Source organism: Bacillus glycinifermentans, from assembly GCF_001042475.2.
Taxonomy (GTDB): domain Bacteria; phylum Bacillota; class Bacilli; order Bacillales; family Bacillaceae; genus Bacillus; species Bacillus glycinifermentans.
On the sequence record NZ_LECW02000005.1, the window covers coordinates 241,514 to 253,992 of the forward strand.

26 protein-coding genes are annotated in these 12,479 nt (G+C 42.3%); 22 read left to right on the forward strand and 4 right to left on the reverse strand.

Going from position 1 to position 12,479, the window contains the following annotated elements; translation table 11 throughout:
* The first annotated feature begins 12 nt into the window (after nucleotides 1-12).
* Nucleotides 13-198, forward strand: coding sequence for a helix-turn-helix domain-containing protein (locus tag AB447_RS07090; protein ID WP_046131944.1), 186 nt, complete (start codon nucleotides 13-15; stop codon nucleotides 196-198).
* 23 nt (nucleotides 199-221) lie between these two features.
* On the opposite strand, the gene AB447_RS07095 is transcribed toward AB447_RS07090, so the two are convergent.
* From AB447_RS07095 to AB447_RS07110, 4 genes are all read right to left on the reverse strand, one after another.
* Nucleotides 222-698: an ImmA/IrrE family metallo-endopeptidase gene (locus AB447_RS07095; RefSeq protein WP_046131945.1), complete on the reverse strand. Its 477-nt coding sequence runs from the start codon at nucleotides 696-698 to the stop codon at nucleotides 222-224.
* A 99-nt stretch (nucleotides 699-797) separates the two neighbouring features.
* Complete coding sequence (locus AB447_RS07100) at nucleotides 798-1,319, reverse strand: hypothetical protein (protein ID WP_057957490.1); 522 nt, start codon at nucleotides 1,317-1,319, stop codon at nucleotides 798-800.
* 93 nt (nucleotides 1,320-1,412) lie between these two features.
* Complete coding sequence (locus tag AB447_RS07105) at nucleotides 1,413-1,694, reverse strand: hypothetical protein (protein ID WP_046131947.1); 282 nt, start codon at nucleotides 1,692-1,694, stop codon at nucleotides 1,413-1,415.
* A 263-nt stretch (nucleotides 1,695-1,957) separates the two neighbouring features.
* A complete protein-coding gene (locus AB447_RS07110) occupies nucleotides 1,958-2,323 on the reverse strand; it encodes a helix-turn-helix domain-containing protein (protein WP_048355013.1) in 366 nt (121 codons plus the stop codon).
* A gap of 163 nt (nucleotides 2,324-2,486) precedes the next feature.
* On the opposite strand from AB447_RS07110, the gene AB447_RS07115 reads away from it, so the two are divergent.
* From AB447_RS07115 to AB447_RS07195, 21 genes are all read left to right on the forward strand, one after another.
* Nucleotides 2,487-2,738, forward strand: coding sequence for a helix-turn-helix transcriptional regulator (locus tag AB447_RS07115; protein ID WP_411801470.1), 252 nt, complete (start codon nucleotides 2,487-2,489; stop codon nucleotides 2,736-2,738).
* 54 nt (nucleotides 2,739-2,792) lie between these two features.
* Nucleotides 2,793-2,933 carry a hypothetical protein gene (locus AB447_RS26170; protein WP_164918169.1) on the forward strand — a complete coding sequence of 47 codons (141 nt, stop codon included), beginning with the start codon at nucleotides 2,793-2,795 and terminating at the stop codon, nucleotides 2,931-2,933.
* Between the two features lie 52 nt (nucleotides 2,934-2,985).
* Nucleotides 2,986-3,675, forward strand: coding sequence for an ORF6C domain-containing protein (locus tag AB447_RS07120; protein ID WP_048355011.1), 690 nt, complete (start codon nucleotides 2,986-2,988; stop codon nucleotides 3,673-3,675).
* 66 nt (nucleotides 3,676-3,741) lie between these two features.
* Nucleotides 3,742-4,305 (forward strand): helix-turn-helix domain-containing protein, encoded by a 564-nt coding sequence (locus AB447_RS07125; protein ID WP_046131951.1) that lies wholly within the window; start codon nucleotides 3,742-3,744, stop codon nucleotides 4,303-4,305.
* Nucleotide 4,306: 1 nt separating this feature from the next.
* Nucleotides 4,307-4,564: a YqaH family protein gene (locus AB447_RS07130; RefSeq protein ID WP_046131952.1), complete on the forward strand. Its 258-nt coding sequence runs from the start codon at nucleotides 4,307-4,309 to the stop codon at nucleotides 4,562-4,564.
* Between the two features lie 132 nt (nucleotides 4,565-4,696).
* Nucleotides 4,697-4,888 (forward strand): hypothetical protein, encoded by a 192-nt coding sequence (locus AB447_RS07135; protein ID WP_048355010.1) that lies wholly within the window; start codon nucleotides 4,697-4,699, stop codon nucleotides 4,886-4,888.
* Between the two features lie 221 nt (nucleotides 4,889-5,109).
* Nucleotides 5,110-5,298, forward strand: coding sequence for a hypothetical protein (locus AB447_RS07140; protein WP_048355009.1), 189 nt, complete (start codon nucleotides 5,110-5,112; stop codon nucleotides 5,296-5,298).
* On the forward strand, nucleotides 5,298-6,248 hold the full coding sequence (locus AB447_RS07145) for a YqaJ viral recombinase family nuclease (protein WP_048355008.1): 951 nt from the start codon (nucleotides 5,298-5,300) through the stop codon (nucleotides 6,246-6,248). The genes AB447_RS07140 and AB447_RS07145 overlap by 1 nt, the downstream gene beginning before the upstream one ends.
* Nucleotides 6,241-7,167 carry a recombination protein RecT gene (recT, locus tag AB447_RS07150; RefSeq protein WP_048355007.1) on the forward strand — a complete coding sequence of 309 codons (927 nt, stop codon included), beginning with the start codon at nucleotides 6,241-6,243 and terminating at the stop codon, nucleotides 7,165-7,167. The genes AB447_RS07145 and recT overlap by 8 nt, the downstream gene beginning before the upstream one ends.
* 167 nt (nucleotides 7,168-7,334) lie before the next feature.
* A complete protein-coding gene (locus AB447_RS26480; protein ID WP_175075720.1) occupies nucleotides 7,335-8,306 on the forward strand; it encodes a winged helix-turn-helix domain-containing protein in 972 nt (323 codons plus the stop codon).
* Nucleotides 8,296-9,078: an ATP-binding protein gene (locus tag AB447_RS07160; RefSeq protein WP_052948543.1), complete on the forward strand. Its 783-nt coding sequence runs from the start codon at nucleotides 8,296-8,298 to the stop codon at nucleotides 9,076-9,078. The genes AB447_RS26480 and AB447_RS07160 overlap by 11 nt, the downstream gene beginning before the upstream one ends.
* A gap of 12 nt (nucleotides 9,079-9,090) precedes the next feature.
* Entirely contained in the window at nucleotides 9,091-9,234 is a 144-nt protein-coding gene (locus AB447_RS26175; protein WP_164918168.1) for a hypothetical protein, read from the forward strand.
* Nucleotides 9,235-9,327: 93 nt separating this feature from the next.
* Nucleotides 9,328-9,786, forward strand: coding sequence for a DUF1064 domain-containing protein (locus tag AB447_RS07165; protein WP_046131957.1), 459 nt, complete (start codon nucleotides 9,328-9,330; stop codon nucleotides 9,784-9,786).
* 119 nt (nucleotides 9,787-9,905) lie between these two features.
* Nucleotides 9,906-10,070: a hypothetical protein gene (locus tag AB447_RS26180; RefSeq protein ID WP_167543086.1), complete on the forward strand. Its 165-nt coding sequence runs from the start codon at nucleotides 9,906-9,908 to the stop codon at nucleotides 10,068-10,070.
* A 75-nt stretch (nucleotides 10,071-10,145) separates the two neighbouring features.
* Entirely contained in the window at nucleotides 10,146-10,352 is a 207-nt protein-coding gene (locus AB447_RS07170) for an XtrA/YqaO family protein (protein ID WP_048355006.1), read from the forward strand.
* A gap of 34 nt (nucleotides 10,353-10,386) precedes the next feature.
* Complete coding sequence (locus AB447_RS07175) at nucleotides 10,387-10,833, forward strand: YopX family protein (protein ID WP_048355005.1); 447 nt, start codon at nucleotides 10,387-10,389, stop codon at nucleotides 10,831-10,833.
* On the forward strand, nucleotides 10,830-11,228 hold the full coding sequence (locus tag AB447_RS07180; protein ID WP_048355004.1) for a YopX family protein: 399 nt from the start codon (nucleotides 10,830-10,832) through the stop codon (nucleotides 11,226-11,228). Before AB447_RS07175 ends, AB447_RS07180 begins: the two co-directional genes overlap by 4 nt.
* A gap of 210 nt (nucleotides 11,229-11,438) precedes the next feature.
* Nucleotides 11,439-11,678 carry a hypothetical protein gene (locus tag AB447_RS07185; RefSeq protein ID WP_048355003.1) on the forward strand — a complete coding sequence of 80 codons (240 nt, stop codon included), beginning with the start codon at nucleotides 11,439-11,441 and terminating at the stop codon, nucleotides 11,676-11,678.
* A complete protein-coding gene (locus AB447_RS26185; RefSeq protein ID WP_172796328.1) occupies nucleotides 11,666-11,839 on the forward strand; it encodes a hypothetical protein in 174 nt (57 codons plus the stop codon). Before AB447_RS07185 ends, AB447_RS26185 begins: the two co-directional genes overlap by 13 nt.
* On the forward strand, nucleotides 11,836-12,087 hold the full coding sequence (locus AB447_RS07190; protein WP_048355002.1) for a hypothetical protein: 252 nt from the start codon (nucleotides 11,836-11,838) through the stop codon (nucleotides 12,085-12,087). Before AB447_RS26185 ends, AB447_RS07190 begins: the two co-directional genes overlap by 4 nt.
* A gap of 4 nt (nucleotides 12,088-12,091) precedes the next feature.
* Nucleotides 12,092-12,479: DNA cytosine methyltransferase (locus tag AB447_RS07195; RefSeq protein WP_172796329.1), on the forward strand; the 388-nt coding region annotated here is incomplete at its 3' end.

The following is a 12,479-nucleotide window of genomic DNA, read 5'->3' on the forward strand; positions in this document are numbered from 1 at the left end:
GGGTTACAATACTTGAAGGAGAAAGAGTTTCAATCAAAGCCGCTGCTAACAAAGAGAGAAAGAGAAGTGTTCGAACTGCTCGTTCAAGACAAGACAACAAAGGAAATCGCAAGCGAGCTCTTTATAAGTGAAAAAACTGTTCGTAATCACATTTCCAATGTTATGCGTACCTACGGCAAACGATTAATCCATGATTGAGCCTTTAAAGGCTCTTTTTTTGATTATATAATTAGGCGGGTTTTGCTGAAGTACATATTCAGGCGGGTCTTTGCGAAAGGTTCAGAGACTTTGAAGGTGTTGGCAATGAAGCGGACATCAAAAAATGGGTTATGAGTAATTTTTATTGTATGCAGCATAAAAGTGGGGATACAAAAGTGATATGAGAAGTAATTTGCTTGTCCCTCCTGATAATCTGACCAGAACTTTGGCATTGTTTTTTTGTCTCCTTCATGTCTGAAGAGGTGGCACAATTCGTGTGCAAAGTCATCCCACTGCTCACAGCGGATTTTCCGACTATCTAATGAAATCGTATACACATCATTGTATTTAAAGGAAAAAGACGGAGATGGTTTGAAATAAACTCTGATTCCTAACAGCTCGGCGATGAGCTCGAAATTAATTTGCTCGGGTGTTGTGATGTTGATTCTTTTATACAAGTTTTCAATCCAATCTTCTAAATGACTGTTGGTATACACCAAGATGAATTCCCCCTTAAATGTCAATGATTAATAGGAATATATGTTCTGTTTTTTATACATAAGAAAATCCCTGCAAATAGGGATTTTCTTATGTATCAATTACTTCACAGGAACAGTGAATGATACGTCTTTATTTTTCATAAAGTCTTCAGTAGTAACATCACCGAATTTTAGTTTAACCTCTTTCACGCTGTTAACATCGATTTCTTTACCTTCAGGTACAGTAAATTCAAGTACGCCATCTTGTTTTACGCCGCCTTCGACGTCTCCACCTACTTGACCGTCGGTTAAGAACATATTAGCGTCTAACTGCATGTCACCCACTACTGCTTTACCTTGGTCAGGATAGAAGTGTAGCTGTTTTTTTGTAGTGTTTTCAATGTTGATTCCTACATTAACTTTATCTTTCATAATTTTAACATCGCCTAGGTTGATCTTCATTCCTAAAGCTTCTGTTTTTTGTTTGCTTGCATCAACTTTTTTAGACCCGTCATCTTTCTTTTCTTCTGTCTTCTTGTCTTTGGAAATGTCTGCCCCTGTTGATACGTCATCTGTTGATCCGCAGGCAGCTAAGGCCAGAGCAAGACCAAGAGATAAAAATAAGACTAAAAATTTCTTCAAAATAAAGCCCCCCAGTTCATATATATGTACGTCTTTTATAATAGGCTAAAAAACTCAAAATTTCAACATTATATTACAAAAATGTCAAAATATTCACTGTTGTTTGCGGGCTTTTAGTGTATGAATCTCGAATTCTGCATCGGCTACCTTGCGATTAACAAAGATGACGCCTTCTTTAAGGGAGCTGATTTCTTCAAGAAGGAGATTATCTGAATTGATGTTCTCAGCATGCTGTGCGTCGACCTTTTCATTTAGTTTATCGATTTTCTCATTGATGACATTCAACTTGGAACTTGTGTCCTGTTTGAAGGAATCGAAGTCCGTTCTGAATTCTGTTATGGCATTCAGAATCATATCCAGTTTTTTGTCTTCCATCGTTTTCACCTCTTTTTTAGACTCGAAAACGCCAAAATTTTTGGTACTCCTTTAGTAATCCATTGGGAAACAGAGAGAACTCCATTGGGAAACGAACACCCCTCAAATCCCTTGATACACAAGGGCCGAAAGGCTTGTATATTTTTACATCGGGAAACGGATAGACTTGAATTAGTTTCCATTCGTCTTTTTTGGGAAACTTCTATAGATAACTAAATAACTAAAGAATAACTAAATAATATATATAAGGAGTCGTTCTTCACTCAATCAGATTTCTTTTTCCGACCTTCTTTAAGTTGCTCCGTGATGATTTCGAGGGCAGCATCTAAAATCTCCGGTGTAATCTCTCCGTCACGGGCAGCGAGGAAGGTTTTGGGATCCTTTAAAATTCTCTTTGCTTCGTCTTCAAAAATTTTATCTTGAAAGTCTTCGTTTTCATCTCTCAAAAGGAAATCCAAGGAGACTCCGAAAAAGTCGGCTATTTTCACCAACGTAGCATGATCAGGTTCCCTTTTTCCTTGCTCGTATGATGCATATGTGGTGCGGGCTATACCTAATTTATCAGCAACATCTTGTTGCTTTAACTTTTTTTCTTCCCGTAATTTTTTTAATTTGGTTGGAAAATTCATAATTTATCGCCTCACAGAAATTGTAACACTACAGACCATTATAACTACACATTTAGCGTATCGTAAGTGATGACTCAAAAAGAGTATTTTTTTAAAAAAAGGGGTTTACAAGACTCAAAATGCGTAGTATATTATAAGCAACGACACGAAATGCGTAGTGGAGGTGAAGAAATTGGCCACTAAAACCAAGCAACAAACATGGCTAAAACATCAGCGTTTAAGAAAAGGATTAACTCAAAAAGATGTAGCTAGTAAAGCGAATATTGCACGGACGACCTATGCCTCTATTGAACAGGGCGAGCGTAATGCATCTGTCCCGACAGCAAAAGCTATAGCTGATGTCCTTGATTTTGATTGGACTCTTTTTTTTGATGATCAAGTACGCGATTCGAGTAGTGGTAAAAACACTGCATAGAACCATGGTCAGTCCAACTGTCCAACACGAATACACTGACGTGAGGTGATCGCGATGGCGAAAGAAAAAAAGAAAAAGCAAACGATCCTCAAGGTCGGCAAAGAAGTATACGGCACGATGGACCGGGAAGAATGCTTCCGTAAAGCCCTCGAACCGTACTTTACAACAGATAAAGAATTAAAACTCAACGCTTGAAACATTTTTGCTTCACCCTTTTTTGATGGACAAGCTGCAAGGAGGTTATAGCATGAATCAATTACAAACGTTCAAAAATGAGCTGTTCGAAGTTGCTGCAAAAATCGAAAATGATCAAATTCTTTTCGATGTGGAACAGGTCGCGAGATCATTAGGAATTGTTGATGTTAAAAACGGCGTTAAATACGTCAGATGGAATCGAGTGAATAGCTATCTCCCTAAAAATTCGCCACTTGTGGCGAAAGGCGATTTCATCCCTGAACCATTGGTTTACAAATTGGCTTTTAAAGCCTCGAACGAAGTTGCTGAACAATTTCAGGACTGGCTTGCTATTGAAGTCATCCCAACAATCAGAAAAACAGGCCAATACGGCAGCCCGAAAATTTTATCTGAAAGAGAGCAGCGCATCGTATCTCTTGAACTCACTTTAGAAACTGCAAAGCGTCAGGACGAAATGCAAAAAGCCCTGAACAAACATGAAAATAAGTTGCTCGAACTTAGCGAAAAAGTGGACGAGCAAATCACACTTGATCACGGAGAACAGCGCAGGCTTCAAAAAGGCATAGCTCGACGAGTCTATTCTTTCACAGATGACAAGAAAGAAGCGGGGAGGCTTTTCAAGGAATTACATCGTGAAATTAAAGACCGATTCGGGGTTCCAAGCTATAAAGATGTGAAGCGTAAGGAGCTGTTAACCGCGATCAACTATATCGAAAATTGGGTGCCTCGAAAGGTTTCCTAAAACCTGTCGAGTACCCTCATTAATAAATTTTACCAAATAAATTACCGTGAAACAGGAGGCGAACGTATGGAGAACAACCCGTATAATCTGGATAATTTGCCCTCAATTATGCGTGAAATCCGAAAACGATACGGATTCAATCAATTTCAGTTAGGGAGATTACTTGGAGGAAAAGGACAACAGTATATTTCAGATGTCGAAAATGGTTTGATCACTTTGACACCACAGCTTTGTATAAAGTGGTTTGAGGCGTGCGAAGCGTACGAGCATATCGATCTTGTGCATTACCTTTTCCGGCTGCACCCGACGGCGGCGGCCCCGATAGATCCGGCATTGAACGAAAGCGCCAGCACGGCAGTGATCAATATGATTCACCAATTAAAAGAGGCGCTGCAAGCGACTGAAAACCTCGGGAAGTGGTTAGCTCGGGAACGACCCGGACGAGCTGCGGAATTACCGATAAACGAGATAAAACAAATTTTCGATCTGATCCCGGCCAATAAAACGCTGATCTACTCATTAGCCCGGAATCACGGTCTAAAAATTCAAGAGGTTGCCGACAGATGGACGCGAAAGGCGTTAGTCGATCATGTGGCAATGGCAAGAAAAGAAGAAAGGCAGGCGGTATAAGGTGAAAATCAATCATTTTCTAAAAACAGATATTGAGGCGGCTAAAAGAAAAATGGAATCAGTGGAAGATTTGTCTGGCATGCTTTCAGAAGCATTGAGTGATGGGGATTTTGAGGAAGCAATTAGTATGGCGGGAACCATCAAGGTTTTAGCTGAGGATTTAAACAGAATGGCAAACAAAGCACGATTGTATGAAACAGCTTTAAAAATGAGAAAAAGAGAACTTAATGTAACTGTGGTTAGCAGGTGTTTAAGATGATACTCCATTACGTTCATAAGCCGGCGACAGCGTTAGAAGTGCGTGCATGGTGCGCGAGAATCCGAAACTATCCTGAACTGCATCTTATATGGGATCAGCGTTTTAAAAAATTCAGAGAAAGAGGGTTGAAAAATGGCTAATGTATATGACTTGAAAGCGGCTTTAGATGCGGTTGAGGATTTCCGTGACGAGGCAGCAAGCGGAATTGAAGAGGCTATCGAGAAAGCGGATCGATTATCAAGTTCGGATAATCTCGAAGAACTACAAGAGGGATATAACGAGGTTATTTCTATATTGGAAGACACCTTGAAGAAATTACGATGAGGAGTTGTTTCAAATGAACATCGAGCACCCAATGATCACAGAAATTAACCGTTTCGGCTACCCAAAAGAGTATTTGAGGTATGAGGACGAGGAAGAGCAGGAAGATGATGAGGAATAAAAAAAGCCCACTTGGCAGAGTGGACTCAAATTGATTGATTGGGAAAGTATCATTTCTCTTATTATACCAAATCACCCCATAAAAGACAATGGAGGTTTGAAATATGGCAAAGACAATTACAGCACCATTCAGCAACAGACGTGAAGATCAGCAGAGGCTTTATAAGGTCAACGGCTCTATCGTGATCGACAAAAACGGCAGGACGTATTTCAGTTTCCCATCTATGGACGCGTATCGGGAATGGCAACAGCTTGGGACGGAAGCTCACCAAAGAAAGGTGGGAGCTCTCTGATGCTGGCACGAGTATACAAGCCAACTGAAAACATGACGGAGGAACAATGGCTTGAAGCAAGGAGGGCGGGTATCGGCGGTTCGGATGCCGCGGCCATTGCCGGGTTGAGTAAGTGGAAAACACCAGTTTCCGTTTATTTAGACAAGATCGGACAAGCACCGAAGGAGGATTCATCAAGTGAGGCGGCATACTGGGGCCATATCCATGAGGAAACGGTTGCCCGGGAGTTTTCGAAGCGGACGGGCAAAAAAGTGAGACGCCGTAAGGCTATTCTCCAACATCCAAATTATCCATTTATGCTTGCCAATGTGGACAGGCTCATTGTTGGTGAGCAGGCAGGTCTTGAGTGTAAAACGGCGTCAGAACACCTCAAGGACGAATGGAACGGCGAGGAAGTACCGGATGCTTATCTGGTCCAATGCCAGCATTATATGGCCGTTACAGGCTTTAAAGCATGGTGGATTGCGGTTCTAATAGGCGGGAACAAATTCGTTTATAAAAAGGTGGATCGTGACGAAGAGTTGATCGCGTATCTCATTCAGATTGAAAAGGAATTTTGGGAAAACCATGTCATGAATGAGATCCCACCAATGTTTGATGGTTCTGAGGCTTCCACGGAGCTTTTAACTCATATGTACCCTGTTGGTCTCGAGGATGAGAAAGAGCTTCCATTAGCAGCGAATGAACAAATTGAGAGCTATAAAAAAGCCAAGGAAGAAGTCAAAGAAGCGGAAGTAAAACTAAGAGAAGCAGAAAACCAGCTAAAGGGGATGCTGGGAGAGTATGAAATCGGGAATGCCGGCAATACTCGCGTGACTTGGAAAACAGTAACGGCAAACCGGTTTGATACAAAAGCGTTTGCTGCCGAGCACCCTGAACTCTTTGCAAAATTCAGTAAGCCTAAGTCTCATAGAAGATTCCAAGTAAAGGAGATTAAAGCAAATGGCTAAAAATGCAGATATTCGGAACCAACTAGCAAATAAAGCTAACGCTGTTCAAAAATCGGAGAAACCCAGAACAATTGCGGATTATTTGGAAGACATGAAGCCGGAGCTTCAAAAAGCTTTGCCGGAACATATTACGCCGGAACGAATCACACGTATTGCATTAACCACTATAAGGACCAATCCGGCTTTGCAAGAGTGTTCGCCAGCTTCATTACTTGGCGCGGTAATGCAATCAGCACAGTTAGGACTTGAACCGGGATTAATTGGACACTGTTACTTTGTTCCATTCAACAGAAAAATCAAAGGCAAAAATGGAGCGCCTGATCAATGGGTAAAAGATGTTCAATTCATTATCGGCTATAAAGGCATGATTGATCTTGCCAGACGGTCGGGACATATCGAAAGCATATACGCTCACACTGTCCATGAAGCGGATGAATTTGTCTATGAATTGGGGCTGCATCCTAAGTTGATCCATAAACCGGCTACAGGTCATAGAGGGGAAATGACCCATGTTTATGCTGTTGCCCATTTTAAAGACGGAGGATATCAATTCGAGGTGTTCAGTAAGCAGGATGTTGAAAACGTGCGGAAACGGAGTAAATCGAAAGATAACGGCCCATGGCAAACCGATTATGAAGAAATGGCAAAGAAAACTGTAATTCGTCGCATGTGGAAGTACCTGCCGATCAGTATTGAGATTCAATCACAAGTTGCTCAAGACGAAACGGTCCGGAAGGATATAACAGCAGAAGCGCAGTCAGTCTATGATGACGAATTTGTTCTCCCGAGCGGGACTGGCCCAGTTATTAATGATCCTGAACCGGAACCAATTCAAGAAGAAAAACCGAGTGTGCAGGACGTCGATCCTTTTGACGGCAAGCCTGTAGATATGAGCGAAGATGAACTCCCATTTGATTAAGGTTCCGATCCCCTTCTGTTTCAAGTGGATATCAGAAGGGGCACCGAATCGCGCAAAGCTGTTCCGTTCCTACGTTGAAAGCTACTTAAAGACAAATGAACCGGGCTTGAAATTAGTCCGAATCAGCGGAATGACAGCGCTGTGTGAAAGGAAGTAGGTGAGTGTATATGGATATGGAAGGCTGGGGTTATGTAGTTGCACCTGCTCGTGTATTTAAAAACAGGCGCGAAAAAATACTATACATGTGCTTACTTGAGGAAGCTGCTTTCGCTCCGTTTGGATCTTTAAAAACTGGCGAAGCTTTGATAAACGTGACGGAGTTAGCAAGAGATGCCTCCATTGATGTAAAAAAGGTCCGTTATTCGCTCAAGAAATTAGAAGAGGCGGGCTTCATCAAAACCCGACGGCTAAAGCAAAACAGAGGGCTGATCGTTACCATCTTGAATTACGAAAAACTTCAAAATACAAAGAATTACGGAAAGAAAAAAGCCCCGGCACCGGAGGAATCCGGAGAGTTAACGGAACATCAGGGAAAGGGTGAGGACATGCAGGAACAAGGTAAATTCAAAAACATTCCTGAATATGCTGAACACTTGAAAAAACAGAGTGTCAGTGACGAAGACACATTGAAAGATGCACTAGAAGCAGCGGAACTGAAAAATATGAACCTTTCAAGCGAGAAAGAGATCGATAAATTCGCAGACATGATAATCAAAATGGGCGCACTTCCTGAAGGAGTGAAAAAAGGCATATTGGTTAAATATCTCGACTGCATCCGTCTAACCCGAAGTCATTGCAAAATATCGGCCAAGCTTTTGGCGAATCACCTTGAAAAAATGAGTAAATACAGCGTTGATCAACTACATTATGCAATGTGGACGCATGCAGAGCATTATGACGACAAACGAGAAAAGTATACACTCGGAATTCTTCGAAACACAGACGACCATAAAGCACGGCAAGGCCTCATGAAATTGATGAACCGGGGAGGGAAACGAAACGATGAACAGTTTAGCACTTACCCTAAAGCAGTTGGAAAAATCCAATCCGGATCTAGCCAAGAGGTTGAGAGACTCGAAGCACTTGCAAGAGAAAAGGGCCTATCCGGAAAGATACGAGACACTCACTGTGATTTCTGAGGAAAACTGCATTTATAAGCAGTGTGATGGCTCCGGTCTTATCTGGATAAAGGATCATCAAGAAAATAGAGAGTTCATGAAAGAATGCCCTTGCAAGGCCGTCAAACTGTTAGAAAAAAAGCTGTTAGGCGCTCGGTTGCCTGAAGAATTTAAAGACGTAACCTTAAATTCATTTGAAATCGATGTCTATGAACAAGACATATCAAAAGAGCGTGCGGCCAACGCAAAACGGATTTCAAAAAACTATGTTTTGAAATTTGAACAGATGCGAGATCAAGGAAAAGGACTCTATTTTTACAGTAAGGAAAAGGGCAGCGGAAAGACAAGGCTTGCCGCAAGCATTATGAAGGCCATTATTAAAATGCACGACAAACCAGATACACCATTAAAAATTATTTATTCCTCAACAGCTGACCTGATCGGAGAAATTAAAAAGACGTTTGAAGAGGGTTCGAAGATAAAAACATCTGAAATTATAGAAGCGGCAAAGACAGCAGACTTGGCTATTTTTGATGATATCGGTGTTGAAAACGTAAAAGGTTGGATTGAAGAAACGTTTACACGAATCTTAGATTTTAGGCTGCAAAATAAAAAGCCAACGATCTTTACCAGTAACTTGGCTATCAATGAACTGGACTTGAAATATCCAGACGGCCGTATCAGCAGTAGGGTTGAAAAGCTTGCTTTCCCTGTTAGAATGCCAGATGAAAAGATCAGAAGTAAGATTGCACAACAGGAAAACGAACAGCTTTTGCAGTCACTTTTTGAATAAAGGAGATCAAACATGACAAACGTTCAAGTCAATCAATTAATGCCGGGAGTTTTTGAGGTAACGCCAAAGCAACCGGGTAAAGGGCAGGATCTAACCCCGGTCATCCGGGTTCTTGAAGAAAAAATCAAACAAATGGAGCTGATTCAGAGTGCTTAGAGCGGTGCCGGCCTTGCTGTCGATCCTGCTGCTGGCCGGATACAGAGAAAAACAGATTCAACAATGGTTACAAGATGACGGGAGGTAAGGGGCATGCGAGCAAATAAATTCAACGCCAAGAAAACATACGTTGACGGTATCAAATTCGACAGCAAAGCCGAAGCCAAGTATTACTTACAACTTAAATGGCTCAAGCAGGCGGATCAGATCAAAGACTTTAAGCTTCAGCCTCGATTCCTGTTGCAAGAAGCATTCATAAAGAACGGAAAAACTTTTCGGAAGATTGAGTATGTCGCAGATTTTGAAGTTCATAACTTGGACGGCAGCATCGAGATAATCGACATCAAGGGCGTTGCGACGGAAAGCTTTAAAATCAAGCGCAAGCTGTATGAACGCCGATACGATACACCCCTTAAAGTGCTCGTCTATGATGAATCGTTCGGCTTTATCGAAATAGACAAGCTGAAAAAAACAAAAGGAAAGGCGGAGAAATCCACTGCAAAGCGTAATAATCGCAGACGATCGGCCGTTGTGGGTTCGCGAAGAAGATAAGCTCATGGTCTGTATGACACGCTGTTCGCTTTATAAACAATGTTCCAGCCGGATGGGCGCAGATTGTAAGAAGCTCGGCGGCTCGGAAATACCGAAAATCAATTCAGGAGGTCGTTATGATGCAAGAAAACAATAACCCGTATAAACCCGGACCGGTTCACGAATGGAAGATGACGCCCGAGCAGCTGGCGGAATACGTCAAAAAGAACCCGATTATCTACCGGGAACACCTGAAACCGTCGCCAGCTTTCACAATGGAAAAATGGCAACCTGAACAGTATTAAAAAAGCACCGAAGCGCGCGGCCTCAGTGCTCTGATATGAACTGGTACTTCTATCATAGCATAAGGGGGCTGCCTAGTGTACAAACCAGAGCGAATAAATTTAAACGATGATTTAAGCTTCACAGAATCTATTGAGTCGGGGAAGGTCCGTGTCATCGTGTTAGATGGGAAGCAAGGAGCGGCCCACATCATGGATGCCCCAGAGCATGGAAAATCTATTATTCAAACGATAAACGGAAGTTTTAAACGTGTAGATTATGAGATTGGTTACAAAGTCGACTAATGAGCAGGGGCTTTCCCTGCGAGGGAGGAACAGGATGGATAATATCAAGATTCGTTATGTATTCAGACATAAAGCCAGCGGCAACATTGAAATGAAATGGTATAACATCGCGCAATTAGAAGCAAGGGCGGCCGCCGAGCTGTCTCCAGCGTTTTCCGATGAATATGAATTGATCAGCCGGGATTTATACACCGGATTAAAAGACAAAAACGGCCGGGAGATTTACGAGGGGGATATTATTCATTGTGTTCACTGGTTCTTTGATGGAAACGAAATAGAAGAACACTTTACTGCTTCAGTCGGATTTCGGGATGGATCATTTACTTTGGAGAATATTAATAGTCGTTATTATTCAGATTATACAGCTGAAGAAAACGGGAAAGGTATTTGCTGGATCGGGGATATAAATTACTGCGAAGAAGATTATGAAGTCATCGGCGATGTATATCGAAATCCTGATCTATTGGAGGCTACAAAATGAGAGAGATTAAATTTAGAGGTAAACCCATTGAGGATTATGGCGATATTAAATGGTTTTATGGCGGCATCGACTTAAACCATGATGACAAATTAGCTTATATCAGTACGCCTTATAACGGTCATGTACCGGTAGAGTGGGAATCAATTGGGCAATACACCGGATTAAAGGACGATACTGGCCGCGAGATTTACGAGGGGGATGTCGTGAAGTTCAAGTCTGTCTATTACGAAAACAAGATTATGAAAGCAGTGGTCAAGTTTAAAGATTCTCTTGGGGCGTTTGTATTCGATATGGGAGACGATCAAGGCACTTGGATAATGAACGCATCCATGAGAGAAATCGAAGTCATCGGCAATATCTACGAAAATCCTGATCTATTAAAGGCGGCGGAGTGATGCCACGAATATTTTGGGGATTCGTACTCTTGAATTGGAATATCGGTTTTGAAATACATTCGGTCGGCGGCATGAAACTTATTAGATTTACGTTCCTGCCCTTTACGGTAATCGTCAGGATAGGGGGAACAGAAAAATGATCACTCTTAACATACCCATTACACCCATGGGAGCCGTTCGGATGACCGGGCGCGGGCGATTGAGGAAGGAATGAAGTTTTATTTAAAAATCGCTCATAGTGCACCTAGCGAAGAAGTGAAACAGCATAATGGCCCGGCGGAGTATGCAAGAATAGTGTTCGTTGTACAGCATTTATTTATCAAATCAGGCGACGCTGAACCGTGGGAGGATTTATTCGAACCGTTGAATAGTCTATCGGTGTATGACTTGAATCAAGCGATTTTAAAGGGTTATGTCATTAAGGAGGCGGCGGCCAAATGCCAAAAGTGAATGGAACATTATTCGGATACTATTGCGACGAATGCGAGGAAAGGACATTTTTAGAAAGTCCTGCCTATACGTCTGAAATTTATTGCCCTTTTTGTGGTAACCAAACTCTTGCGATGGATTCCGATGATTTAAGATTACTGGAAGAGGCGATGCAGGAATGACACTTTTACAATCTTCTTTACTCCATACTATCAAGGCACAACGGGACAACATGATGACCATTGACGAGCTGGCTGAGAAGTACGCGCTACACCCGGAACACGTGAAATCTCTCGTTGAACGAATGGACGTGCTGGCGATAAAGGGCAACGTCGTCTATGCTCCGAAACAATCTTTTCTGCTGCCGATACTTGGGGTTGCCGGTCTGTTCTCGGCAATCGTGATCCTGCCGCAGCTGATAGGAGGGTAAACGGATGAAAAGCATTGAATTGTTCGCGGGTATAGGCGGAATTGCGCTAGCTGCCGAATGGGCCGGCATCGAAACCGTGGCTTTTTGCGAGAGAGAGCCATTTTGCCAAAAGGTATTACAGAAGAATTTCCCCGGTGTTCCCATTTTTGACGATGTGTGCACCTTGAATAGACAGCTTTTAGAGGAAAAAGGAGTGATCGAACCAGGTGGAACAGTTGACATTATTTCCGGAGGATTCCCTTGCCAGCCTTACAGTATTGCCGGGAAGCGAAAAGGCAAGGAAGATGACCGCGACCTCTGGCCTGAAATGTTTAGGATCATCAAAGAACTTAGGCCCACTTGGGTTGTTGGTGAAAACGTTGCTAACTTCGTCAATATGGAGCTCGACCGCA

Coding starts and splice junctions, on each gene's coding strand:
- AB447_RS07105 (WP_046131947.1), bottom strand. CDS start 1,694: ATGGAAGACAAAAAACTGGATATGATTCTGAATGCCATAACAGAATTC.
- AB447_RS07110 (WP_048355013.1), bottom strand. CDS start 2,323: ATGAATTTTCCAACCAAATTAAAAAAATTACGGGAAGAAAAAAAGTTA.
- AB447_RS26170 (WP_164918169.1), top strand. CDS start 2,793: ATGGCGAAAGAAAAAAAGAAAAAGCAAACGATCCTCAAGGTCGGCAAA.
- AB447_RS07120 (WP_048355011.1), top strand. CDS start 2,986: ATGAATCAATTACAAACGTTCAAAAATGAGCTGTTCGAAGTTGCTGCA.
- AB447_RS07125 (WP_046131951.1), top strand. CDS start 3,742: ATGGAGAACAACCCGTATAATCTGGATAATTTGCCCTCAATTATGCGT.
- AB447_RS07135 (WP_048355010.1), top strand. CDS start 4,697: ATGGCTAATGTATATGACTTGAAAGCGGCTTTAGATGCGGTTGAGGAT.
- AB447_RS07140 (WP_048355009.1), top strand. CDS start 5,110: ATGGCAAAGACAATTACAGCACCATTCAGCAACAGACGTGAAGATCAG.
- AB447_RS07145 (WP_048355008.1), top strand. CDS start 5,298: ATGCTGGCACGAGTATACAAGCCAACTGAAAACATGACGGAGGAACAA.
- recT (WP_048355007.1), top strand. CDS start 6,241: ATGGCTAAAAATGCAGATATTCGGAACCAACTAGCAAATAAAGCTAAC.
- AB447_RS26480 (WP_175075720.1), top strand. CDS start 7,335: ATGGATATGGAAGGCTGGGGTTATGTAGTTGCACCTGCTCGTGTATTT.
- AB447_RS26175 (WP_164918168.1), top strand. CDS start 9,091: ATGACAAACGTTCAAGTCAATCAATTAATGCCGGGAGTTTTTGAGGTA.
- AB447_RS07165 (WP_046131957.1), top strand. CDS start 9,328: ATGCGAGCAAATAAATTCAACGCCAAGAAAACATACGTTGACGGTATC.
- AB447_RS26180 (WP_167543086.1), top strand. CDS start 9,906: ATGCAAGAAAACAATAACCCGTATAAACCCGGACCGGTTCACGAATGG.
- AB447_RS07175 (WP_048355005.1), top strand. CDS start 10,387: ATGGATAATATCAAGATTCGTTATGTATTCAGACATAAAGCCAGCGGC.
- AB447_RS07180 (WP_048355004.1), top strand. CDS start 10,830: ATGAGAGAGATTAAATTTAGAGGTAAACCCATTGAGGATTATGGCGAT.
- AB447_RS07185 (WP_048355003.1), top strand. CDS start 11,439: ATGAAGTTTTATTTAAAAATCGCTCATAGTGCACCTAGCGAAGAAGTG.
- AB447_RS26185 (WP_172796328.1), top strand. CDS start 11,666: ATGCCAAAAGTGAATGGAACATTATTCGGATACTATTGCGACGAATGC.
- AB447_RS07190 (WP_048355002.1), top strand. CDS start 11,836: ATGACACTTTTACAATCTTCTTTACTCCATACTATCAAGGCACAACGG.